The 23,914-nt window shown below is 60.8% G+C and carries 24 protein-coding genes; 3 read left to right on the plus strand and 21 right to left on the minus strand.

The genetic code is table 11. The features are described 5' to 3' along the window. Positions 1–99: 99 nt before the first annotated feature. Positions 100–297 carry a cold-inducible protein YdjO-related protein gene (locus E6C55_RS12330; RefSeq protein WP_136370093.1) on the minus strand — a complete coding sequence of 66 codons (198 nt, stop codon included), beginning with the start codon at positions 295–297 and terminating at the stop codon, positions 100–102. 356 nt (positions 298–653) lie between these two features. After that, positions 654–863, minus strand: coding sequence for a hypothetical protein (locus tag E6C55_RS12335; RefSeq protein WP_136370094.1), 210 nt, complete (start codon positions 861–863; stop codon positions 654–656). Between the two features lie 547 nt (positions 864–1,410). Between E6C55_RS12335 and E6C55_RS12340 the strand changes: the two genes are divergently transcribed. Beyond that, positions 1,411–2,358: a transposase gene (locus tag E6C55_RS12340; protein WP_136370095.1), complete on the plus strand. Its 948-nt coding sequence runs from the start codon at positions 1,411–1,413 to the stop codon at positions 2,356–2,358. A 698-nt stretch (positions 2,359–3,056) separates the two neighbouring features. Here E6C55_RS12340 and E6C55_RS12345 read toward each other — a convergent pair. The 3 genes from E6C55_RS12345 to E6C55_RS12355 form a co-directional block, all read right to left on the minus strand. Further along, positions 3,057–3,809 carry a winged helix-turn-helix domain-containing protein gene (locus E6C55_RS12345; protein WP_136370096.1) on the minus strand — a complete coding sequence of 251 codons (753 nt, stop codon included), beginning with the start codon at positions 3,807–3,809 and terminating at the stop codon, positions 3,057–3,059. Beyond that, the gene (locus tag E6C55_RS12350; protein ID WP_136370097.1) at positions 3,779–4,180 is read right to left on the minus strand and encodes a Fur family transcriptional regulator; all 402 of its coding nucleotides are present in this window, start codon (positions 4,178–4,180) and stop codon (positions 3,779–3,781) included. Before E6C55_RS12350 ends, E6C55_RS12345 begins: the two co-directional genes overlap by 31 nt. Before the next feature lie 80 nt (positions 4,181–4,260). Further along, complete coding sequence (locus E6C55_RS12355) at positions 4,261–5,142, minus strand: radical SAM/SPASM domain-containing protein (RefSeq protein ID WP_136370098.1); 882 nt, start codon at positions 5,140–5,142, stop codon at positions 4,261–4,263. A gap of 158 nt (positions 5,143–5,300) precedes the next feature. Between E6C55_RS12355 and E6C55_RS12360 the strand changes: the two genes are divergently transcribed. Continuing rightward, on the plus strand, positions 5,301–5,780 hold the full coding sequence (locus E6C55_RS12360) for a Dps family protein (RefSeq protein ID WP_136370099.1): 480 nt from the start codon (positions 5,301–5,303) through the stop codon (positions 5,778–5,780). A gap of 332 nt (positions 5,781–6,112) precedes the next feature. Here E6C55_RS12360 and E6C55_RS12365 read toward each other — a convergent pair whose 3' ends face one another. The 10 genes from E6C55_RS12365 to E6C55_RS12410 all read right to left on the minus strand — a co-directional run bounded on the left by E6C55_RS12365 (position 6,113) and on the right by E6C55_RS12410 (position 15,684). Next, positions 6,113–7,054, minus strand: coding sequence for a sensor histidine kinase (locus E6C55_RS12365; RefSeq protein WP_168735601.1), 942 nt, complete (start codon positions 7,052–7,054; stop codon positions 6,113–6,115). Between the two features lie 17 nt (positions 7,055–7,071). After that, entirely contained in the window at positions 7,072–7,839 is a 768-nt protein-coding gene (locus E6C55_RS12370; protein ID WP_136370101.1) for an ABC transporter permease, read from the minus strand. Next, the gene (locus tag E6C55_RS12375) at positions 7,832–8,755 is read right to left on the minus strand and encodes an ABC transporter ATP-binding protein (RefSeq protein WP_136370102.1); all 924 of its coding nucleotides are present in this window, start codon (positions 8,753–8,755) and stop codon (positions 7,832–7,834) included. The genes E6C55_RS12370 and E6C55_RS12375 overlap by 8 nt, the downstream gene beginning before the upstream one ends. A gap of 91 nt (positions 8,756–8,846) precedes the next feature. Further along, complete coding sequence (locus tag E6C55_RS12380; RefSeq protein ID WP_136370103.1) at positions 8,847–9,542, minus strand: response regulator transcription factor; 696 nt, start codon at positions 9,540–9,542, stop codon at positions 8,847–8,849. 28 nt (positions 9,543–9,570) lie between these two features. Next, positions 9,571–11,133, minus strand: coding sequence for a gluconokinase (gene gntK / locus E6C55_RS12385; protein ID WP_136370104.1), 1,563 nt, complete (start codon positions 11,131–11,133; stop codon positions 9,571–9,573). Positions 11,134–11,160: 27 nt separating this feature from the next. Next, on the minus strand, positions 11,161–12,522 hold the full coding sequence (locus tag E6C55_RS12390; RefSeq protein ID WP_136370105.1) for a GntP family permease: 1,362 nt from the start codon (positions 12,520–12,522) through the stop codon (positions 11,161–11,163). A 197-nt stretch (positions 12,523–12,719) separates the two neighbouring features. Continuing rightward, a complete protein-coding gene (locus tag E6C55_RS12395; RefSeq protein ID WP_136370141.1) occupies positions 12,720–13,397 on the minus strand; it encodes a GntR family transcriptional regulator in 678 nt (225 codons plus the stop codon). Positions 13,398–13,501: 104 nt separating this feature from the next. Beyond that, positions 13,502–14,575 carry a nucleoside hydrolase gene (locus E6C55_RS12400; RefSeq protein ID WP_168735602.1) on the minus strand — a complete coding sequence of 358 codons (1,074 nt, stop codon included), beginning with the start codon at positions 14,573–14,575 and terminating at the stop codon, positions 13,502–13,504. A gap of 127 nt (positions 14,576–14,702) precedes the next feature. Further along, positions 14,703–14,972 carry a YqkE family protein gene (locus E6C55_RS12405; RefSeq protein WP_136370107.1) on the minus strand — a complete coding sequence of 90 codons (270 nt, stop codon included), beginning with the start codon at positions 14,970–14,972 and terminating at the stop codon, positions 14,703–14,705. Positions 14,973–14,994: 22 nt separating this feature from the next. Further along, entirely contained in the window at positions 14,995–15,684 is a 690-nt protein-coding gene (locus tag E6C55_RS12410; protein WP_136370142.1) for a metal-dependent hydrolase, read from the minus strand. 149 nt (positions 15,685–15,833) lie between these two features. Between E6C55_RS12410 and E6C55_RS12415 the strand changes: the two genes are divergently transcribed. Continuing rightward, the gene (locus tag E6C55_RS12415) at positions 15,834–16,862 is read left to right on the plus strand and encodes an LLM class flavin-dependent oxidoreductase (RefSeq protein ID WP_136370108.1); all 1,029 of its coding nucleotides are present in this window, start codon (positions 15,834–15,836) and stop codon (positions 16,860–16,862) included. Here the strand turns inward: E6C55_RS12415 and nfsA are convergent. The 6 genes from nfsA to E6C55_RS12445 all read right to left on the minus strand — a co-directional run bounded on the left by nfsA (position 16,854) and on the right by E6C55_RS12445 (position 23,899). After that, positions 16,854–17,609, minus strand: coding sequence for an oxygen-insensitive NADPH nitroreductase (gene nfsA, locus E6C55_RS12420; RefSeq protein WP_136370109.1), 756 nt, complete (start codon positions 17,607–17,609; stop codon positions 16,854–16,856). The two genes, E6C55_RS12415 and nfsA, sit on opposite strands and share 9 nt — an antisense overlap. 403 nt (positions 17,610–18,012) lie before the next feature. After that, positions 18,013–20,160 (minus strand): acyltransferase family protein, encoded by a 2,148-nt coding sequence (locus E6C55_RS12425; RefSeq protein ID WP_136370110.1) that lies wholly within the window; start codon positions 20,158–20,160, stop codon positions 18,013–18,015. A gap of 412 nt (positions 20,161–20,572) precedes the next feature. Next, positions 20,573–21,298 carry an MOSC domain-containing protein gene (locus E6C55_RS12430; RefSeq protein ID WP_168735603.1) on the minus strand — a complete coding sequence of 242 codons (726 nt, stop codon included), beginning with the start codon at positions 21,296–21,298 and terminating at the stop codon, positions 20,573–20,575. Between the two features lie 29 nt (positions 21,299–21,327). Further along, positions 21,328–22,386, minus strand: coding sequence for a M42 family metallopeptidase (locus E6C55_RS12435; protein ID WP_136370112.1), 1,059 nt, complete (start codon positions 22,384–22,386; stop codon positions 21,328–21,330). 137 nt (positions 22,387–22,523) lie between these two features. Further along, a complete protein-coding gene (locus tag E6C55_RS12440; RefSeq protein WP_136370143.1) occupies positions 22,524–23,189 on the minus strand; it encodes a sulfite oxidase-like oxidoreductase in 666 nt (221 codons plus the stop codon). Positions 23,190–23,296: 107 nt separating this feature from the next. Beyond that, positions 23,297–23,899 (minus strand): TVP38/TMEM64 family protein, encoded by a 603-nt coding sequence (locus E6C55_RS12445; RefSeq protein ID WP_136370113.1) that lies wholly within the window; start codon positions 23,897–23,899, stop codon positions 23,297–23,299. Positions 23,900–23,914: the final 15 nt, after the last annotated feature.

Below are 23,914 nucleotides of genomic sequence, written 5' to 3' on the forward strand. Positions count from 1 at the left end.
CAATTAAAAAGGCTGCCCGATCCCGGACGGCACTCGGCCCGGCGGACAGCCCGCCTCCGCATGGGAGGCTCTCGATTCAATGGGGGATCGCCCGCCGCCTTATCGCGACGAGGACTTGAACTTCTTCTGAAGGGCGGGAAGATGCTTCATCGTACGCAGCATCGGCCCCTGGCACATCGGGCACACCTGGCCCGGAGTTGCGAGCTCCTCGCGAACCCATGCCTTGCAATCGCTGTTCTTGCATTTGAGAATCTTGACGAGATTAAGCTTCGGCTTCTGTTCTTCGTTACCTGACAATTCGCAATCGCATTCCCTTCATTTGGTTCTGGAAGACTAAGAGACACCGAATTAATATAGTCCTTTCGGATCGTCCAAGTCAAGCCTTACCCTATCCGAATGAGCATGAACGCGAGCGCCAGCCAGAATAAACTGCTGATAACCAGTCCCCACAGACATCCCTTGGCCAATGGATTCGTCTTCATGAACGCTTCCCCCTCGTTCCTTCAGGGTACTGACTCGCCCTGCGAGCTATGTAACCGTTCACATACGAATGGTTATGTCCCGTACAACGGTTTTTATACCTCCATTCGCCCAAACACTGAAATTACCTACTCTTACCCCGCCGCCTTCTTGCCGACTCGCCTCAGCCTCCTTTAAAAGTACCAAAACTCTCTCCAGCTCTCACATCCTCTTTCTGTCTCCCTGTCTCTGTCTTTCTGTCTTTCTGTCTTTCTCTCTGCCTGCCTGTCTTTCTCTTTCTCTTTCTTTCTGTCTGTTTGTCTCTCTTTTTCGCTCTCTTTCTCTGTCTGTTTGTCTCTCTCTTGCTCTCTCTGCCTGTCTGTTTGTTCCTCTCTCTTGTTCACTCTGTTTGTCTCTCTGGTTGTCTCTCTCTTGCGCTCTCTCTATCTCTCTCTGTCACTGTCTGTCACTGTCTGTCACTGTCTGTCTTTGTTTCCCTGACTCTCTCTGACTCTGTCTGTCTCTTTCTGCCTGCCTCTGGCCCTCCTCCTCTTTCTGCCCCTCCCCCACTTTCGCCTGGCTTTCTCGATCTCTTGCCTCACTTGGAGCAATCCGAGGAACCAACCCGCTCAAAGAATTCTAAATTATTAATTATTTTCCTTTAATTGTATATTATCAACCCATAGAAAGAGCACTTCCCTTTTTCCAAAAAGGGTGCCTTATCCCCTCCGTTCAGTCCCTCCCCCTCTACAAACAGTGTCTTATCCCCGTTGCTCAGTTCCTGCTTTTCTCCTGACAGTGTCTTATCCCCTTCGTTCAGGGGGCGCTGTTTACTAGGCGATCCGGTCGTGTCCAGATTGAAGTGGATGGTTTTTCCCACAAAATGATTGTAACGAGAACGTTTGTTTGGTATTATGGAAGCACATTCCCTCTCCTGGCGGTGATCCTCTCATGATCGACGATCCGATCGCTTTCGAACAGTTCAAGGAACGCTTCGCTTCCAATCAAGCCTGCATCTCGGCTTTGTTCGACGCGCGCTGGCCCGATGGCTTCCGTTGCCCTTGCTGCGGCCAAGCCCGTTACTTCCTTATTCGGACCCGCAGGCTCCCCCTGTTCGAATGCGCCTCTTGCCGCCGTCAGACATCCCTGATCTCGGGGACCGTCATGGAAGGAAGTTCCACTTCCCTCCCCCGCTGGTTCCAAGCCATCTATCTGCTCTCGCAGCCTTCCGGCATTGCGGCGACAGAGCTGCGCGACATCCTCGGGGTTACCTATAAAACAGCCTGGCTCATCGCTCACAAAATCCGGCACGCCCTGTCCTTGGAGATCGAGAGCCGCATTCTGAGCGGCAACATCCATATTGAACACGCCGATTACGGCCCTGCCATCTATCTCGATGCACGCCAGCCCTTGCTCCTTGCCGCGTCGTTGGACGAGCAGCAGCAGCCCGAGTTCATTCGTTTCTGGCAGCCGTCGCCGGACCATGTCGAGGAGGGGTTCTTCAGGCGGATCATCCGAGCCGGCATCGAAGCGTTCCGGTCGGCTTGCACGGACGGAAGCCCCGCGACGATTATTCCGCCTGTCGCCAACCGGAAGCACCCCGCTCTTCGGGACCACCGACGCCATGTTGAGCGTTGGCTGAACGATACGTTCTGCGGTATTCGTCCCAAGCACCTTCAAGCTTACTTGAACGAGTACGGCTATCGCGCCAATCATGCGGCGGACTTCCTTGTTGCCGGCCTGTCGCTTGGCTCCGTTCTTCGCCTGAGCGCTACCACTCCTGCGATCACCTATCCCGAGCTCACGAAGGACCGACCAGTCCTCCTGCCTCCGTGGCACAAGTTCGAGAGCAAGGCGAAGTGGAGGGGCAAGTGGCTTCGGCTGTATACCGCGGTTTAGCAGGATGACTGTTTGAGCGAGAGCGTACAGCGCCACTTTGAACTTGAACTGGTATCTCAACCATAGCCCTCCATCCAGACGCGCGCCTTGGAGCCAATGTGAGCACTCCGTAACCATAGCTTCATAGCCATTACCTTAGCATGCAGCCTGTAACTGCCACCTGCCAAGCACACGACCCGCAACTTCTGCACACAGCCTGCAACTGTCACCGGCTAAGCACGCAAGTTTTAACCTCTACACGTAGCCTGCAACTGTCATCTACCAAGGACGCGAGCTGCAACTTCTGCACACAGCCTGCGACTGTCACTGCCAAGATGCGAGCTGCAACCTCTGTGTACAGCCTGCACTGCTACCTGCTAAGCGCCGGACCTGCAACCTGCTAAGCATGTGACTTGCAACCTCCGCCGCCGCCCGCGAGCTGAATAGCCCGCAACCTGAACGGAGGGGATAAGGCACCCTTTGGGAAAAAGGGTAACAGCGCGCTGAGCGAGTATATCGATAATAATACATATATTTCCATATATTCAGTGACCGACCCGATAGGATGGCAACGAACAACAGGATGGCAGCGAACAAAAAGTCCTGCCCTCGAACAGCATAGGAGGCTGTCTGAGGGCAGGACGAAGAGAAAGGCAAGAAGAATACGAGGTACGAGATTACGGTGGCTAGCGGTCGCGGAAACGGGCGAGCCGAGTCCGTCAGTCGAGGGCGATCCGGTAGCCGAAGCCGCGAACGGTTGCGATGTATTGCGGATGCTTCGGATTATCGCCCAGCTTCTGGCGAAGACTCTTGATATGGACGTCGATCGAATTGCTGCCGCCGAAGTAGTCGGTTCCCCAGAGGGCTTCCATGATCGCTTGGCGGGACAGCACACCGCCGGCCGAGATCAGCAGGCGAAGCAGGTCGAACTCCGTCTTGGTCAGGTCGATCTTGACTCCGCTGGCGTATGTCTGCATCCGCTTCAGGTCGATGAGAAGATCCTTGAAGCGAAGCATCTGCTCGGCCTGGGCGGCAATGCCGAAGACGGGGTCGCCTTCGCCGGAGGAGACGGTCTGCTTCTCGCTTGTGATCTCTGCGATCACGCGAACCGCTTCCTGGACGGGCCCAGGCCATACAAGGCTTCTTCCGCTGCCGGAGGTTCCGCTGTCCGTCTGGCGGACGAGGTAGAGCACGCCCGTTGATTCGTTCATGAAGGAAGGGGCGCTCTCGTCTTGGATCGTCGTACGGTCCACGATGACGAGGTCGTTGTCCAGCAGCGGAAGGACCGGGTCCTGGGCGTGATGGAACACGAGCACGTCGTAACAACGGGTCATCAGTTCAGCGACAAGCTGCTTCAGCGCTGCGGGAAATGCGCTGATCACGGCGATTCGCCTCGTCGTCGTGCAGAAGGCTCCCTCTAATCCTGCGACGACGGCATCGCTTACGCTCTCGTTCGGCCGGACGCTCTGCATGATGGACACACCCCCTTGAACAGCAATTGTTCTTCGACGATCAGATAACCGGTTTCTTCCGCGATAAGATCCAGCCAGTCCTGCGGCGTCTTGGTCATAACCTCGTCGACTCGGCCGCATTCCGTGCAGACGATGTGCTGGTGATCTTCGGTGCGCGCATCGTAGCGGCTCGCGTCCCCTTCCAGCTTCAGCTCGCGAATCATGCCCTTCTCCGTCAAATAGCGCAGCGAATTGTACACGGTCGCATAGGCGACGGAATGTCCCTGAGCCTTCAATCGGTCGATGACATCCGCAGCCGTCGGATGATCGTGCGCTTCCGAGACGATATCCAGTACGATCTTGCGCGGCGTCGTTAATCCGTAGCGAGACATCAAGCATCCTCCTTCCCCGGTTCGAAACAGCCATCCAATACTTAAATTAAGTTTAATTTTATATTGAATTTAAGTTTATGTCAAGCCAGGTTAAAACGCTGCCGGTACCCGCACTTGCGACACAGCTCCTCGACGACCTCGCGGCGCGAGAAGCCGTCGTACATCCGGTTCGCCCGCTCCCCTTCGACAATCTCCGAGAAGGGCTGCTTGTAAATGTTGCCGAGGTTGATGACGCCTTCCCCATCGAGACAGCACGGCACAACCGTTCCGTCCACGAGTACGCCTGCCTGGTTCCGCAGCCCATGGCAGAAGCCGCGCCCGAGATCCTCCTCTTCCGACAGCTTCGGCCACTTGAATTCGTGATCTTGATTCAAGTAGATTTTGTCAGCAAGCTTGATTCCCTTGCCTCTCTGGAACTCCTCTTCGATCCGGAAGGCGAGCTCGAATTCCCGTTCGATCATCTCGAGAATGTCGCGGTTGCGCTGCCTGGCCAAGTTCGTGGCATTATGCTCGGTCAGGTTCCATAATCTTAGAGAGATCAGAACGCCGTAGTCCCGCGCCGCTTCCTTCGCGAACCCGAGCACCTTGCTCACGTAGCCTTCCTTATCCGTCGACCCTTCATGCCCGTCGAAGCTGTGCAAGGAGAAGTTCATCTGCCGAAGCGCCGGCTTGCCCAGCAGCTTCTCTCTATTCTTATGAAGAAGCGTTCCGTTGGACGTGATGTTCACCTTGAAGCCCTTCTCCGCGGCGATGTCGAGCAGTTCGCCCAGCTTCGGATGCAGAAGCGGCTCCCCCTTGACGTGCAGGTAGATGGAGTTCGTGTGCGGCTTGATCTCGTCCAGAATATGCCGGAACCGTTCCGGCTGCAGGAATTGCGCCTGGCGCTTCGTCTCCGGACAGAAGCTGCATGCCAAATTGCATACGCTCGTGATCTCGATATAGAACTTATTGAATGTTTTCATCCGTCTTGTACCTCCGCCTCCATTAAGCACTTCTATTGTAGCAGAGTCGCCCGCCTCCGAATATCTTCATCCAATCTTCATGATGGTCTCGCGATGGCGTGTTATATTATATACATATTTAAACTAAGTTTAAATTTAAATCATAGGAGGAATTGCACATGAGCGCGATGAAAAACATACTGACAAAGCAACTGGCCAACTGGATCGTCATCGAGATGAAGCTGAGAACGTACCACTGGCATGTTCGGGGGCCGCAGTTCTTCACCCTTCATGCGAAATTCGAGGAACTGTACGGCGAAGCCGCCGGCCACATTGACGAGCTGGCCGAGCGCCTGCTCGCCCTCGGCGACAATGCCGTCCTGTCACTGGCCGAGACGCTTAGGAACGCTTCGGTGCAAGAGAGCGGCGGCAAGGAGAGCTCCGAGCAGATGGTGGCCGCGATTGCGAACGACTTCAGCTTGCTGATCGAAGAGCTGCGCGTCGGGCAGTCGTATGCGGAATCGCTCGGCGACATCACGAGCGCCGACTTGCTGCAGGATATCGCAGCCGGCCTGGAGAAGCACGTATGGATGCTGAACGCATACCTGGGCGTTCCCGCTCAGTCCGCCATCCGGCTCGCCAGCTCGGCCGGGGAGTAATGGAGGCGAATGCGGAATAAGCAAAACGTAATAAAGAAGCCTTCCCCCGCGATTGCTCGCTTGGGGAGGGCTTCTTTACTTCTGCGTACTCGACAACCGTGTTGCTGATGGTCTTCAGCATGACTTTTGGCAGTTTTGTATGAAAATTCACATTGGTGCGGCGCGATAACGGGGAGTTTGGGCGATTCTATGTGAAGAATCACATTCGTGGAGCAAATTCCGGCCCGAGTTGCTGGATGTATGCTAAAAACCACATAAAACGCCGCGATTGCCTCTATTCGAAGCCGATGAATGTGAAAATTCATATAAATTCGGCTGCCATAGGGCCGGGGTTAATTGCTCCCTTGCCCCGCCAAGCGCCAGCGGCATGTCAGGAGCAGCGAGTCGCCTTCCAGCTCCGCGCGCAGCGAGCCGCCCATCTTCTCCATCAGGCCTCGCGCGATCGACAGGCCAAGGCCGGTCCCGCCTCCCGGCTCGCCGCTGCGCACGGCGGAGCGGGACCGGTCGGCCATGTAGAAGCGGTTGAACAGCAGCTCCGGATCGTGCCCGCGCAGATGCGGAGCGTCGTTGCGAAGCTCCAGGACGGCGTCGTTGTCCCGTCTCCGCAGCTCGATGCGAATCGCTCCTTGCGCGTGGCGCAGCGTGTTCAGCATGAGGTTCTCCACGACGCGGCGAACGGCCGCTTCGTCCGCGGTTGCGGGCAGCGGCGCGTCCTCGAGCCGGAGGTCCGGCTGAAGCCGCCTCTCGCTGAGCCGGTCGTAGAAGCCGAGCAGAATCTCCGGGATCAGGCGCCCCAGGGCTACTGCGCCGAGGTTCAGCCGGTAGTCCGGCGAGTCGAGCACCGACAGCTCGAAGAAGTCGTCCAGCAGCGCCTTCAGCCTCGCTGTGCGATGCCGAATAACGGAGATCGCGTCCTTCCGCTCTGCGTCGGTCAGTCCCTCTTGCTCCAGCACCTGGATATAGCCGGAGATCGAGGTAAGCGGCGTTCTCAGGTCGTGCGAGACGTTGGCGACGGCTTGCCTCAGCTCGGTCTCGGAACGCCTCTGCTCGGCTTGCGCCCGCTCGATGAGCGCCGTATGCCGGTTGATCTCCTCGGCCAATTCCTCCAGCGCCGCATCGTGCCAGTCCAGGACAAGCTTCTGGCCGGACTCGCTCCGGTTATAACGCCGCAACTGTCTCGTGAGCTCGCTTAGCTGTCTTTTCCAACGGTGGATTCGATAAAAGGCGACGGCCGTCGCGATGCTTGCCGCCGTTCCGACCAGCTCAGGCCACACGGCCGACACCTCCTCCTCTACTTGATCTCCTTACGCCGGAAAACCACAATGCCAAGCCCTACAAACGCCACCCAAGTGAGGAGGCAAATCGCGATATCGACAAGAAGGTCTCCCCGGCTGACCGACTCGTTCGCGAGATCGAGGATGACTCGCAGAATGCTGTAATCGTATACGGTCTCGAGCGCGGGAGCATACTTGCTCGCCATGAGGATAACGCCGTCGATGAAGAAGAAGAATACGAACGAGAAGCCGATCGTCTTGCCGCTGTCGTTCAGAAGGATGGCGAACCACCCGGTAACCGCCGCAAAAGCAGCAGCGACAAGCAGAGTCATCCCGAGCGTGCGAACGATGTATTCCGCCTCCGAGCCGCCCGGCAGCTCGCCGAAGCCAAGAACCAGCGAACCGAGAACCAGGTTGACGAGGGGATATACAAGCGCGGCTCCCATAGCCCCAAGCGAGAAAACCGTCAGCTTGGCCGCAATAATCCGGCTGCGGGGGAAGCCGGCGGACACCGAGCGCTTCATCGTTCCGTTCGCGTATTCGCTCGAGAGGAAGAAGCCGGCAAGGATGCCGAAGCCGATCTTGATAATGTATGGATTGGCCGCCAGGGACGACGTCCAAGCATCGATGCCCGACAATGCGTCAATAGCGCCGCCGTCGTTCGGGTCGTCGAAGCGGGCGAGCAGGACGTTGACGACAGCGGCCGCCGCCAGAACAAGCAGAAGCAGCCAGAACGTGCGGTTCCTGAGCAGCTTGTACCCCTCCGCCCGAATCAGGTTATTCATGCGCCCCGCCTCCGATCCGCTTCGCGAAGTAGCTCTCGAGAGCTTCCCCCATCGGCATGAACTGCTCGATCGCAAGCCCGGCTGCCGCGAGCGCTCCCGATACGCGGGACGGTCGCCCCAGATGCTCGAACAATTGAATCGTCCCGTCCGCAAGCACCTCGAATTTGGTTGTCGCCAGCTCTTGCTCCAATACGGAGGCCGCCAGCTCCGGCGAGTCGACCTTGATATGGATGTATTGACGGCACTGCTTCTGAAGCTCGTCCAGCGTAAGCTCCTCCAGCAGGCGTCCCCGGTGAATGATGCCATAATGGCTTGCCAGCAGATGCAGCTCGCTGAGAATGTGGCTGGAGATCAGAATCGTGATGCCGGTCTCCCGGTTCAGCTTCTGCAGCAGCTCCCGCATCTCGACGACGCCGACCGGGTCGAGCCCGTTCGTCGGCTCGTCGAGCACGAGGAATTCCGGGTCCCCCAGTAGAGCGACCGCCAGCGCCAGCCGCTGCTTCATCCCGAGCGAGAAGTTCCGCGCCGTCTTCCTGCCCGTGCCTTCCAGTCCGACCAGCTCGAGAACGCGGCGGATGCATTCTTTCCCCGGAATGCCCCGCTGCAGCCGATGGATCTCCAGGTTCTCCTTGGCCGTAAGCTGCGGGAAGAGGGCGGGATTCTCGATGGCGACGCCCATCCGGCGCCTCGCACGCACAAGCTCCTTATCCCCGCTCTCCCCGAACAGCTCGATCGTTCCCGACGTGGGGAACGCCATTCCCGTGACAAGCTTCATCAGGGTCGACTTGCCCGCCCCGTTCTGGCCGATGAATCCGTAGATGGAGCCTTGGCGGATGTTCAGATTGACGTCGTCCAGCGCAAGCTGGTTCTTGTAGGCCTTGACCAACCGATGCGTTCGCAGCACGTATTCGTTCATGGTTGCGCTCTGTCCTCCCTTATCCGGTTCGATAAGCTCGATTGTACAGACCGTTCCATAAGGGAAGCTAAAGCCATATCATAAGAAAATCTTAAGTTTTGAGCCGGTAGCCCATCCCCCAGATGGTCTCGATATATTCTTCGTTCGGGTTCGCCTTCGCCAGCTTGCTTCTCAGATTGCTCATGTGCACGTTGATCGCGTTCTCTTCCCCGCCGAGGAACGGTTCTCCCCAGACGCTCTCGAACACGTTCGCCTTCGTGAACAGCTTCTTCGGCTGCGAGAGCAGCAGCTCCAGAATGTCGTACTCGCGGGCGGTCAAGACCAGCTCCCGGCCGGCCGCGCGGACCGACTTCGCCTCGGGATCGACGACGAGGTCCTTGTGGCGGAGCAGCTTCGGCGACGCTGCGGCAGGCAGCCGGCGGAACCGCCGGAGCAGCGATTCGATGCGGGCCGACACCTCCTCGAGGTCGAACGGCTTCGTTATGTAATCGTCCGCTCCCTTCTTGAGCGAGCCGATCCGCGTCTCGCGCTCGTTCTCCGCGGTAATGACGATGACGGGCGTGTCGCCCTTCGCGGAGATGACGGATAGCAGCTCATCCCCGCGCAATCCGGGCAGCATCAGGTCGAGCAGCACAAGCCCCCACATCTCGCGCTCGAGGTACAACAGCGCCTCGGTCCCGGAGTAAGCGGGCTGCGGAGCGTAGCCGCTTCTTGCCAGCACGCCGCACAGCAGCCGGTTGATATCGTCATCGTCCTCGACCACGAGAACCCGAATGGTGTGATCCACGGGAATGTCCTCCTCTCGCCTCTATGATTCAAGTGTCCTCCCGAACGAACAGCTTCTGCTGGAACTTCGCGATGTCCGCATACTCCTCCTCCAGCTTGCGGGAGAGGCGCACGAAGAGCGGCAGAAGCTCCCGGTACGTCGCGGACGCCTCCGGGTTCGGGCTGTGGGCGTGCGTCGCGCCAACCATCGCGCCGACGCGCGAGAAGGCGTTCGCATCCCCGAAGGCGGCAAGGCCGAGAATGACGGCGCCGAGGCAGGAGCTCTCGTAGCTCTCCGGAACGACGACCTCCTGGTCGAAAATATCCGCCATCATCTGCCGCCACAGCGGCGAGCGGGCGAATCCGCCCGTGGCGAGAATGCGCTTCGGTTCGCCGATCGTCTCCTGCATGGCGAGCATAACCGTGTACAGGTTGTACACGACGCCTTCCAGCACGGAGCGGATCATGTGCTCCTTCCGATGATGCAGGGTGAGCCCGAAGAAGGAGCCCCTCGCATCCGGATTCCAGAGCGGCGCCCGCTCTCCGGTCAAGTACGGGAGGAAGAGCAGCCCGTCCGAGCCGGGGCGAACGCGCTCGGCGATCCGCGTCAGCACGTCGTACGGGCTGATGCCGAGCCGGTTGGCCGTCTCGGTCTCAGAGGCTGCGAATTCGTCGCGCACCCAGCGGAAAATAACGCCGCCGTTGTTGACCGGCCCTCCGATCGCCCACTTCTTGTCCGTAAGCGCGTAGCAGAAGTAGCGCCCCTTCGGGTCGGTCGCGGGCCGGTCGATCATCGTGCGGATCGCGCCGCTTGTGCCGATCGTCACGGCGACGACGCCGGGGTCGATCGCGTTCAGCCCGAGGTTCGACAGGACGCCGTCGCTCGCTCCGACGACGAACGGCGTGGACGCGGACAGGCCCATGCCGGCCGCCGCATTCGTATTCGTCATGCCTTCGAGGACGAATGTCGTCGGCACCAGCTCCGACAGCCGGTCCGGCGTTATGCCCGCGATGGCGAGCGCCTCCTCGTCCCATTCCAGGCGGGACAGGTTCAGCAGCCCGGTGGCCGACGCGATCGACCAGTCGACAACGTAGCGGCCGAACAGCCGATGCAGCACGTATTCTTTGATCGAGACGAACTTCGCCGCGCGGGCAAACAGCTCGGGATGCTCCTGCCGGAGCCACATCAGCTTCGTGATCGGCGACATCGGATGGATCGGCGTTCCCGTGCGGCGATAGACGGAGATGCCGTCCATCTCGGTCCGCAGCCGCTTCGCCCACTCCGCGCTGCGATTGTCCGCCCATGTGATGCCGCGCATCAGCGGCCGATCCGCCCCATCCACCGGAATCACGCTGTGCATGGCCGAGCTGCAGGAGACGAACTGAACGTCTCCCGGCGCCAGCCCCGCTTCCTTCACCGCCGTGCCGACGGCCGCAACGACCGCCGCGAAGATCTCCTCCGGGTCCTGTTCGGCGATGGAAGGCGTTGGCGTATAGAGCGGATAGCCCGCATTCGCCGTCGAGACGACCCGTCCCTCCTCGTCGAAGACAACCGCCTTCGTGCTTGTGGTCCCCATGTCGATTCCGATTCGGTACCTTTTGACGCTGCTCATCCTTTTTTTTCCTCCCCCGTCTATCGGTTAGACCAATGCGCTTACAAGCATAATCAGGATCAGCCCGGCGACCGACAGAATCGTCTCCATGACGGTCCACGACTTGAGCGTCTGCGGAACGCTCATGTTGAAGAACTCCTTCACCATCCAGAAGCCGGCGTCGTTGACGTGCGACAGCACCAGCGAGCCTGCGCCGGTAGCCAGCACGACGAGTTCGACGTTCGCTCCCGGCGTCATGGCAAGCACCGGCGCGACGATGCCGGCCGAGGTCGTCATCGCCACCGTCGCCGAACCGGTCGCGACCCGAATCAGCGCGGCGACAAGCCAGGCGAACAGAATGACGTTCACGTTCGCGCTGGTCGCCAGATCCGCAATCGCCTGGCCGACGCCGCTGTCGATCAGCACCTGCTTAAACGCGCCGCCGCCCCCGATGATGAGCACGATGCCCGCAATCGGAGGCAGGCTGTCCGAAGCGAACTTCGACACCTCCTCCTTCGTGAACCCGCGAGCGAAGCCGAGCGAGAAGAACGAGAAGATAACCGCGATCAACAGCGCCACGACTTCATGGCCGATAAATTCGCAGAACACGGTGAAGCCGTTCGTCGCATCGGGATCGGCGATGCTGGCGATCGAGCCGATCAGCATGAGAATGACCGGCAGCAGAATCGTAAACAGCGTGATGCCGAAGCCGGGCAGGCTGCGCTGCTCCTTCATGGCGAACTGCTCGACCAGCTTCGGATCGGGCTCGACCTGGATTCGCTTGCCGATGAGCTTGCCGAAGACCGGCCCCGCGAGGATGGCGACCGGAATGCCGATCAGGATGGAATACAGGATCGTCTTGCCCAGGTTGGCGCCGTACGCCTCGATGGCGATCATCGGAGCCGGATGCGGCGGAACGAGCCCGTGCACGACGGACAAGCCGGCGAGCATCGGGATGCCGATCTGGAGCATGGGCATTTTGGTTTTCCTGGCGACGATGAAGGCAATCGGAATGAGCAGAATGACGCCGACCTCGAAGAACACCGGAATGCCGACGAGGAAGCCGACGATGAGCATCGCCCAGTGAACCTTGCGGTCGCCGAACTTGTCGATCAACGTCGTCGCGATGCGCTCCGCTCCTCCCGACTCGGCCATCATCTTGCCGAGCATCGTGCCAAGCCCGATAACGATCGCAATCGTGCCGAGCGTGCCGCCGAGCCCTTTGGTAATCGACGTCACCGAGTCGGCCGGCTTCATGCCCGCGAGCAAGGCGAGCCCGAAGCTCGAGATGAGCAGCGTGACGAACGGGTTCCACTTGAATGTGGAGATCATGACGATAAGAAAAGCGATGGCCAGCAATGTCCATACAAGCAACGTTCCCGTATGGCTCATGCCGAATAAGGTATCCATGGGCGTCCTCCTCATGCTTATGGGCTTGGTTCTGCGGATCATACGGGGCCGGCAACGGGTTACTTCTAGTTTTACCCGTTGCTGGCACAATCGGCACATCGTGCAAGGAATTCATCGAATGACATTATGTATACTTGTCGACAACTTGCTCGGGAGGAGGCTCTCGGCCCGGAGGCCGCTTCTCTTGCGTTACGAGCTTACGCTCGGCCGAGCGTATGGTCAAGCGTTGCGAAGGAATCGGCAAAGTATGTCCGCACCTGCTCCCGAACCTCCGTCTCGTCGCCCGAACGCAGGCTGTCCAGCAGCGCCCGATGCTTCCCGATGACCGCGGCCACCCGCGCTTCGCCCTCGCCGAACACGTCCTCCGTCGTGACGAGCATGACGGTCAGCACAAGCTGGCGGATGCTTCGCCAGAGCTGCCGGATGCGGGAATGGTTCGCCTCCTCGACGATCGTCTCGTGGAAGGTGAAGTCGAGAAGCGCGAACTCCTCGATGTCCTTGTGCTTGGCCGCCAGCTCCATTCTGTCGAGAATGCGCTCAAGCCGCGCCAGGATCGGCTCCCGATCCATGCGGGAGAGCCGCTCCTGAGCGAAGCTCTCGATCAGGCAGCGAACATCGTACAGCTCGCGCACCTCCTCCGCGCCGAGGCCGACAACGACGGCTCCCATCCGTTCAAGCCGGATAAGCCCTTCGCCGGACAGCGTCCGAAGCGCCTCGCGCACCGGGGAGCGGCTCGTCCCGAAGTCCGCGGCGATGCCGTTCTCCGACAGCTTCTCGCCGGGCTTGAGCTTGCCGGTGACAATGCCCAGCCGAAGCTCGCAGGAGATCGCCTCTCCGAGGGAGGCTCCGCGCAGCCATGAGGAAGGATAAAGCATTCGTGTCGCCCCAGACATTCGTATCCCCCCTAAGTCCCTGTGTACTTGTATACAACTTTATCGTTTTCTTATCTTACTCCTCCGGCGGGGATTTGTAAACGGCATCATTGCACGAAAACAGACAAAAACCGCTTGACCGCGCGCGGCCCGTCCGCGTCCATGGCGAAGCGGACCGCCCTGCCGGAGGCGGCCGCCGGCGTGTCGCGGCGGTCGGCGACGACCGTCCCCGATGTCAGGCCGGGGCCGCTCTCCACCCGTGCGCGCCACGTGCGGAACGAGAAGAGCGACGGGTCCTCCGCCGCGAGCACGCCGAGCGTCGCGTGGAGCGGCACGGCCCCGAGCGGGAAGCCTGTCGCCAGCAGGCGGCCCGCTCGGTAGGCCTGGAGGCGCCGCAGCAGCTCGGCGGCGCGGCGCCTGCGCGGCTCGCGGGCCAGCTTGGCCGCGAGCGCAAGGTCCGGCCCGGCGAGCAGCGCGCGCCGGGCGGCATCGAGGCCGACGACCGTCAGGCGGTCGGCCGTCTCCAGCAGCGCCGCGGCGGCCCGCGGGTCGCCGTGGAAGCGAGACTCGGCCATGGGCGAGACGTCGCCCGGGGCCAGAACGGTTCCGCCCGCCGCGATCGCCTCGCGGAACCGGGCGGCCGTGGCCGGCTCGAGCGCCAGCGCGGCCGGCCAATTGCTGGCCCGTCCGGCGAGCGCGAGCGTCAGCTCGCCGGGACGGGCCGCCGCCGCGCGCGCGAGGAAGCTCGCGGCGGACTCGGGCAGCGGCGCCTGCGAGGACGGCGCCAGCAGCGCATCGCCAAGGCCGAAGCGGCCGTTGTCCTCTCCGTCCCCCGCTCCGCTTCCTGATCTGCCGTCCGGTCCGCCGCCCGATTTTCCGCCCGCCGTGCCCGCCGCCGCCAACTCCCGCTCCCCGTCCTCTCCCGCCGCCACCGGCACCTCATAGCCCGGCTCGCACAGACGGATCAGCCGCAGCGCGTTGTCCGCCGCTTGACGCGCGGGCAGGTCGCCGCCGGACGTCGTCACCCCGACGAGGCGGATGCCGGGCGACAGCAGCGCGTACACAAGCGCGAACGCCCCGTCGATATCGGCGCCGATGTCCAGAAGCAGCGGAACGGGCTCTTCCCTCCGCACGCCGCCCAATCCCGCTTCGAATTGTGCCTCCACCCCCATCTTCTCCATCTGACCGTCCCCCCTTAGCTCCGCAACTACTAACATATATGACCAAAGAGCCTGCGAATGACAGGCTCCTCCGTTTTATACTCTATTCGGTTCTCAGCCAACCCGCCTGCAGCCGTTAAACGTACCGTTACTTGAACTTCCGCCAATCGGACGAGCTGTTGTTCAGAAGGTGCTCGAAGTCGTTGTCGAGACGCTTCTGCTCCGCCTTGCGCTTCTCCTCTTCCGCAAGCCGCTTGCGCTCCCGCGCGGCCGCTTCCGATGCCTTCAGCTCGTCCGCCTGCGCCTTCAGCTTGCCGATGACATCGGCTCCGAGCAGCTCCTTCAGCGTGAGCTTCGAATCGGCCGAGCTGTCCGGCGACAGCTTGCGGGGCGGAGGCGCCATCTTCTTCTTCGCCATTCCGATCCCTCCTTACAGCGTATTACAGCGTAAAACGATCCCCCGGAGCCATGACGCGGCCGCGAATTCCGCTCTGCTCCAGGCGGTTCACGAACGCTTCGGAATCCTGACGGATCGGCGGGAACGTATTGTAGTGCACAGGCACGACATGGCGCGCCCCGAGCCACTTGGCCGCTTGCAGCGCGTCGTCCGGCCCCATCGTGTAGTGGTCTCCAATCGGCAGGAAGGCGAGGTCGATATCCTCCAGCTCGCCGATCATTCTCATATCCCCATATAGACACGTGTCGCCCGTATGAAGAATCGTCTTGCCCTCGACACGGATCAGGAAGCCGGCCGGCATCCCCGCATAATGGATCGTCTTCGTCTTCTCATCCACAATGCCCGAGCTGTGAAAGGCCGGAATCATCTTCGCTTTGGCGAAGCCGAGATCATACGTGCCCCCCATGTTCATTCCGATCGTCTGAACGCCCTGCCACGACAAGTACGTCGCCAGTTCGACGATGGCGATGACCGGAGCCCCGTTCGCCTTCGAGATCGGTTCCGCATCGAGGATATGATCCGTGTGCGCATGCGTGAGCAGAATCGCATCCGCCTTGATGTCCTCCGGCTTCGTGACCGCTATCGGGTTGCCCCGCAAGAACGGATCGACAACGAGCGACTTCCCTTCCGTCTCGATCTGGATACAAGAATGGCCGTGATACGTAATTTCCATCATTCAACACCTCCCGATTACTCCTATCATATACGAGACAAGCGCCCCCATTCAATCGCCCGTTCGCCCCGGCAATCTTATTCTGTGATTTTATTGACTACAGTTAAGCGCAAGAGGTATGATGTGGAGAAAAAGAGGTGGATTCCCGCATGACCCTTACCCTGAGCATTCTCGACCAATCCCAGGTCTGCGAAGGCCAGAACGCCTCGCAGGCCCTTCAGAATACGACAAAGCTCGCCCAGGAGGCCGACCGGCTCGGCTATCATCGCTACTGGGTAAGCGAGCACCATTCGTCCCGCTCGCTCGCGCACTCCAGCCCGGAGGTGCTGCTGGCCCATCTTGGCGCACACACGAAGCGCATCCGGCTCGGCTCCGGCGGCATCATGCTCCCCCACTACAGCGCCTACAAGGTGGCCGAGAACTTCAAGCTGCTCGAAGCGCTGAATCCCGGCCGCATCGACGTCGGCCTCGGCCGCGCTCCGGGCGGTATGCCCCTCTCCACGCGGGCGCTTCAGGAAGGCCGCTACGGCGACATCGACCGTTACCCGCAGCAGGTGAACGACCTGCTGAACTACTTGTACGACTCGCTTCCGGCCGGACACCGGTTCGCCGGCCTCCATGCTTCCCCGGCCATCCAGACGCGGCCGGAGCTGTGGCTGCTCGGCTCCAGCATGGGAACCGCGCAGATCGCGGCGCAACTGGGCGTTCCCTACGCATACGCGCAGTTCTTCGGCGTGCCCGGCAGCGAGGATGCTATTCCATATTACAAGGATCGCTATCAGTCGAACGCCCTTCATCCCGAGCCGCGCGCGCTCGCCGCAGTAATGGTCATCTGCGCCGACACCGAAGAGGAAGCGGCTCGGCTCGCGACAAGCACCGAGCTGTTCTTCCTGTCGCTCGAGCAGGGCCGCATGCTCGACTACTTCCCTTCCGTAGACACCGCATTAAGCTACCCGTATACCGACTACGACCGCGAACGCATCCGCGCCGGCTCGCACCGCCGAATCCTTGGCACCCCCGAGCAAGTGAAGGCCCGGCTGCTGAACCTGAGCGATCAATTCGGCATCGACGAATTCATGATCGTGACGATCACGCATGACTTCGACGCCCGGGTCAAGTCGTACCGGCTGCTCGCGGACGCTTTCGGCCTGGGCGCATCCTCCGCCCCTTCACTTTAACGGCAGCCCTCGGTTGGTCAAATAAGTTCTCCAATCGAGGCGGCTGGGACGCGACAGCCGCAGCGTCATCTGCTCGCTCCAGCGGTCGGCCCGGCCGCCTCCCGTCCTCTCGCGGTAGTAAGCCGACAGCATGCCGTTATATTCCGTCAAGCGGGTCAGCGCCTCTTCGTCGGCGGGGTAGAACTCCTCCGAATAGACGGCCTCCGGAGCCAGCCTCGGCTTCGTCGCGGCCGGCTCCGCCGGGCGGCCGACCGTCATGCCGAACAGCGGCACGACCCGCTCCGGCGTCTTCAGCAGCTCGGCAACGTCCTTCGGGCGGTTGCGCAAGCCTCCGATATAGCAGATGCCGAGGCCCAGCGACTCGGCTGCGATCGCCGCATTCTGAGCAGCCAGCGCCGCGTCGACGACCCCGACCGTATACTGCTCGGTCGACTCCAGGGCAGTCTCCGTACGCTCGGGCTCGAAGCCTTCAAGCCTGGCGCACAGCTCCAGGCGATGCAAGTCAAGGCAGAAAACAAGCAGCAGAGGACATTGCTCCACATGCTTCTGCCCCCCGGCGAGCTCCGCCAGCCTCGCCTTGCGCGCCCGATCCCTCACTCCGATGATCGAATACGCCTGCACGAAGCTCGACGTGCTCGCCGCCTGCGCGCTCGTCACGATCGCTCGAAGCTGCTCCTCGGATACGGGTTGATCGGTATAAGCGCGAATGGAGCAATGCTTCCGCAGTTGCTCGATGGTCTCGTTCATTGTACACCCCTCTTTTCCATGATGTCGCCTTTATTGTACCAGTATTGTACCAGATGAGCCTTGGTGCCCGCCCGTCGACCCGATGACGTCGGAGGGCGCTTGGTTACAAAATGTATCTCCAGGGGCCTGGCGGGGACCATCCCCTATTCCAAAAAGGGTGCCTTATCCCTGCCGTTCAGGCTTCATCTGAATTTCCAATTATTAGGATACTGATTAGAGGGGATAAGGCACCCTTTGGCGAAAAGGGATAGGGGCGATGGCGGGCGGCGAGGAAAATATACGGGGTAGGGGTATATCTCCAATCAAAGAGAGCCCGCCGCCCTCCCTGATCGCGACGATTCGGAAGGAACGGCAGGCTCTTATGCTTGCTTGGCCTTACGGCGATGGCGATGGATGGCAATGGCTAAGCTTCCCTGACGCTTGCCAGCTCCTTCGCGACGAGATCGGCGTAGGCCTCCGCGCCCGTGCGGGTCAGGTGGACGCCATCCTTGCCGAAGTACTCTTCCTTGCCGGCGCTGGCCCGATACCAGTCGATCATGCTGACATTCTCATAGTCTGCAGCGACTTCCTTGAGCGTCTTGTTGACCGGGTCCTGCCATTGCCGAGGAACGCGGGTGTTGATCAGGATGATGGACCGATCATCGCCAAGCTCGTCAAGAATCTCCTTCAGCTTCTTCTCGGTAAAGGAGCCGTTCGTCCCAAGCTCGATAACGACTACCTTGCCGATGTCGCCGCCGCTCTCGAGCGCTTCCACCGTCTCCATCGCTTTGTTCATCTGGCGGCCGACCTCGCCGTCCACGAGGATGCCGGGGAGCAGCTTCTCGAGATAAGGCTTCACGCCGAGGATCACCGAATCCCCGATGACGGTCACTCCCTTGCCGTCGGCCTGCGGCGTTGCGGATGCGGAATTCGTTCCGTCCGGCTGCGCTTCATTAGGCTTTGTTGCGTTGGACCCGCTTGCTCCGGGCTGCGTTCCGCCCGGCTTCGATCCAGTGGGGCTCGCCCCGCCAGGATTCGCACCATTGGAGTTCGTTCCATTGGAGTTCGTTCCATTGGAATTCGCTCCGTTCGACTGCGATCCATTCGATTCCGATCCGTCGGGCTGCTTAACCGTCGGCTCCTTCTCGCCTGGCTTCGCCGCCTGAGAAGCTCCCGGCGTCGCTTCCGGCTCCGAGGTTGAGGATGGCGACGCCCCCGGCTTGCCGGATGCCGACGGCGAGCTGTCGGCTCCCCCGGATACGAGCTCAAGATCGGAATTGCCGCCCGCAGACGGCGCCTGCACGACAGGCGTAGTTCCTGCCGCTTCGGCGGATGCCCCCGGGCGCTCGCCGCTTCCGCTGCCGCAGGAGATGCAGAGGGCGAAGATCGCCGACACTGACAGCAGCGCGAACGCCCGCGGGTGAAGAGCCCGCCAGGCCGCACTGCCGCCGGATGAAGCCGGGCGGGATGTCAATCTCCGGAACAGCCGACCGAGCGCGCCGCCGATGATCGGACGTTCGACGAAGTTCCAGGACAGCGCCGCGAGCAGCAGGGTCAACCATAATTGGAAGGCGATTCTCGGGTAATCGGCCCCGCCGGCTGTATTCGCCTCGCTCGTCAAGGCGATAACCGGATAATGCCAGAGATAGATGCCGTAGGATCTCACGCCGATCCAGCGAAGCGGCTTGATGGATAAAACCTGCGCGAGTCGGCTGGACGGATGAATAAGAACGGCGATCAGGATCGCGGTGACGACGGACAGCAGTGCCAGGCCGCCGCGGTAAGCGAAGGAGCCGTATTCGTGCGTGAAGAGAGCCATCAGCGCGATTGCAATTAAGGCGGTCGCGCCGATTCCGTCCATCAGGAATCTTCCTCTTCCCGACTCAATAGGCTTAAGGCTTGCGCTCGGCACAACGACGGCGAGTGCGGCGCCGATCAAGAGGCCGAACGCCCGCGTGTCCGTCCCGTAATACACGCGGCTCGGGTCGGTTCCCGGCGCATAGAGATAGGCCATCGCCATCGCCGAGGCCGCAGCTCCGCCCATGATGAGCAGGGCCAGCGGTCCCCGCTTCGGGGCGATCGTCAGGCCAAGCGCCAGCAGGAGCGGCCACAGCACATAGAATTGCTCCTCTACCGCCAGCGACCAGAAGTGCCCGAACGGGCTGGGCGGTCCGAAGCTCTCGAAGTAAGAGACATTATGATAAATCAGCCACCAGTTGTGGATGTATGCGAGCGCGGCGCCGATGTCCCCTCCCAAGGAATGAAGCCGGGAAGCATCGGTCGCCGCCAGCCACGCCGACACGACAGCGACGAGAAGCAGCATGGCGGGAAGCAGGCGCCTCGCCCTGCGCAGCCAGAACCCGCGGAGATCGAGTGTCCGCTCGGCCTTCCACTTGGCGACCAATTGGTCTGTGATCAAATAACCGGATAAGACGAAGAACACGCCGACGCCGAGGAATCCCCCGGGAAGCACGTTCATGGGAAGATGATAGACGATTACCGCTATCACCGACAACGCCCGAAGACCGTCGAGGCCGGGCATGTAACGCTTCTTGTTTGATTGCTCAGGCATGGCAGCGGACTCCTCCACTCATTAAGAATGGCAAGTCATCATTACTCACGAATCTCTCTCTAGGTTCCATATTCCCGTTCTACCTTTCGTTCCGCTCTTGGTTAAAGAAGACGCGCCTCACGGCGGGTCGGCAGTGCCTTGCGCATGCTTCAAGCATACAGTTAATGCCATTAAATAAAGTCCGCTGTTCCGCCTGCTTGCCGGTATCTCTTGTTCGTTGTTCCCCCTTTCCGAGCGCTGTGAAGCCTGTTTGCACCCGTTGTTTTGTCTTATGCCGAATTAGACGAAAGGACTACCTTAAAGGTTCAATGATTTATAGGAGATTTCGTCGAAAAGCAAGAAAAAAATAAGACCGCTTTCGCGGTCTGGTGTTGCTGTCATGTCGAGGCTGCGATGCGGAACCGGGGCGGGGTTACAGCAGTCGAATCGCGTCGCCGACCGCGATCGTTCCGGGAGTGGCAACCGCGGCATACGCCCCGACCGTCAGCCCGAATTGTTCGTTCACGAGCCGCAGCAGCGAAGGGGCCCGCTCCAGCGTGTCCGGATCGAACGTGACCATCGAGCAGCGCTCGCAGCCTTTGTCGACGCGCAGCCTCGCGGAGCCGATCGCAATGTCGCGGCCGATCCATTCCAGCTCGTCCGGCGCCTCGTCGCTTAGGCGGACAAGCAGGTTGGCGCGGAACCGGAGCGGATCGAGAGGCTTGCCCCAACGCTCCTCGATTCTGCGGATGGTGCGATCCGACACGATCAGAACAGGGCTGTCGTCGACGCCCATCAGCCCTTCGGCTTGTCCGTCGTACGTCTTCATGCTGAGCCTCGTCTTCGTCAGCGTCTGGACGCGCTCGAGCAGCTTCTCGTCCCAGCGGAGCCTCTCGCCGTCCGGCGCCGTGATCGCGACTGCGCAGTCTCCCTCACCGACCGCGTCTTCCGTCCCTGCCAGCTCCGCCCGATAGGAGAGCATGGCCGGAATGCCCCGCGCGGTTACGAACCGGTCCCAGCCCGTCTTCGTCTCGTCCTCGAACGCATGCAGGCGATCTCCGTAGAGCCCGCAGCTCTCGACGAGGCTCTTCGCCAGGCGCTCCCCGGCGAAAGACTTGACCGGGTATCGCCACAGCTCCTCCACGCTTCCTGCGATCATTCGCATTCCCTCCCGTCCGGCTTGCTTCGTTACTCCATGATATACGCGAGCAGAAGCCTCGCTGTGTTCAGCACTGCGTCCCGGTGCGTTCGCTCCATGCCATGCGAGGCATGGACGCCCGGACCGATGAGGGCGGCGCGGATGTTGCTGCCCCCGCGAAGCGCGGCGGACGCGTCGGAGCCGTACTGCGGGTAGATGTCTACCGCATGCGGCAATCCTTCCCGCTTCGCCAGCTCGATGAGCCGCGACGTCATCTCGTAGTCGTACGGCCCGGACGAGTCCTTCGCGCAGATCGAGACGTCCTTCTCGGTGGCGGACAGGTCGTCGCCGAGCGCCCCCATGTCGATGGCGATCATCTCGGTCACGTCCGGCGGAATCCAGGCGGCGCCGTGGCCCACCTCTTCGTACGTGGAGAGGACAATCTTCACCGTACGCGCCGGCGTCTTGCCTTCGCGCTTCAGCCATTCCAGCACGCCGAACAGCGCGGCGACGCTCGCCTTGTCGTCGAGATGGCGAGACTTGATCCAGCCGCTTGGCAGCGCCTTGGCGCGGGCGTCCCACGAGACGAAGTCGCCGACCGCGATGCCGAGCTTCAGAACGTCTTCCTTGCTCGCGACGTCCTCGTCGATGCGAATCTCCATGTTCGCTTCGTCCCGCTTCCACTCCCGCGAATCCGGGTAGACGTGCACCGACGGCTTCGTCGAGAGTACCGTCCCTTCGTAGGTTCGGCCGTCGCGCGTATGGATCGTGCAATATTCGCCTTCGACCGTCGACATGTCGTAGCCGCCGATCGGCGTCATCCGCAGCGTGCCGCCCGACTTGACGGCACGCACCATCGCGCCGAGCGTATCGACGTGGGCCGTCAGCGCCACTGTCCCTTCGCCGGCTGCGGCGCCGGGCACGACAAGGATGCCGTTCCCCTTCGGCGTCCGTTCAACGGCGCAGCCCAGCTTCGCCGCCTCCTCTTCCACCAGCTTCATGATGTTCATGCAGAAGCCGCTCGGGCTGGGCGTATTCAGCAGCTTCAACAGAAGCTGCTCCACGTAGGCCCCGTTCACCTGATAGCCGCTTGGCGTCGCTTGCGTCATGTCCGCTCTTCCCTTCCGTAGCCGGATCGTCCGTGCAAAAGAACAAGATAGCCGATAATCTCGACTATCCCGCGTTGATCCGATATGCGTTATCGTGGCAACAGGCGTCGCCTCTTATTCAAACGTAGTCCTTATATTCAATCGTAGTCCTTATGATGCCATTCGTCTTCCGGGAGTCCGAGGTCCTCGCCGGAGAAGCGCTGCTCCCGGAACGGGTCGGCATAGTTGTGGAAGCCGTTCCGCTCCCAGAAGCCGGGCCGGTCCTCCTTCATGAACTCGAACCCGCGAATCCACTTGGCGCTTTTCCAGAAGTAAAGATGCGGAACAAGGAGGCGCAGCGGCCAGCCGTGCTTGTCCGTCAGCGGTTCCCCGTTGAACTGATAGGCGAGCAGGATATCGTCCCCGAGCAAGTCCGCAAGCGGCACGTTCGTCTCGTAGTCGTTGTCCGCGTGGACCATGACGTACCTGGCTTCCGGCTTCACCTTCAGCAGCTTCATCACGTCGCGGAATCGCACGCCCTCCCAGACGGTGTCGAACTTGGACCAGCGCGTCACGCAGTGAATGTCCGTCTCGATCGTCGTCTTGGGGAGCGCCATCAACTGCTCGTAGGTGAATGTGGCTTCTTCCTCCACTTCGCCGAATACGCGCAGCGTCCAATCGACCATCTCGTAGCGGGGGACCTCGCCTTCGTGAAGAATCGGGAAGCGATCGGTCAGCGTCTGTCCCGGGGGCAGGCGTCCTTCGAGCCCGCTCGGCGCCGGCGGCGCCTTGCTCTTCTTGATCCGTTCCGCTTTGGTCAGCATGATGTCCATTCCTTTCTCTTGATGAGCCGTTGCCCGGCGGAGCTGAATGTCCAAATTATAGCGATCGGCCATTCGGCCTGTCAAACCCCGGCGGTCGCGTTCAGCCGTCACGTTCCTTCGCTCCGCGAGCGCCCCCGCAGCTTAAGCATGAGGAACCACCCGATCAGGATCAGGCAGAACGCCGCATAGGCTGCGATGAGCGGCCCGATGTCGTTCTCCGGGAACAGGATCGACGAGCTGATGATGCTGAACATGCCGATATGCGACAGGTTGCCGACCAGCGACGAGATCGCGTAAGGTCCCGGCTTGACGCCGGACACGGATGCGAGGAACGAGATGACGTTGTTCGGCACGATCGGAATCGTACGCAGCACAATAATTGTCCACACCCCGTACTCTTCGAAGTATCTTTTCCACTTGGAATAACGACCCGTATACCGCTGCATCCGGCGCTCGAACCAATCGGCGAACCAGTAGCGGCAGCAGGCGTACACGACGATCGACGAGACGATGCTCACCAGCCAGCTCATCAACATCCCGTTCACAAGCCCCAGGGCGGAGATATGAAGGAAGATTAATGTCGAGAATGGGAAAATACCGAGAGAGCCCTGGATGACAGCCAGAGGAAGCGTGATGAGCACGATGCCGAAGCCGCTTAGGCCGAGCGTGTCCAGCACCCAATCTACATTATTATTGATATAATCGCCCATGGTTGTCGTCCCGAA

The organism is Cohnella fermenti, from assembly GCF_004801405.1.
Lineage (GTDB): Bacteria > Bacillota > Bacilli > Paenibacillales > Paenibacillaceae > Cohnella > Cohnella fermenti.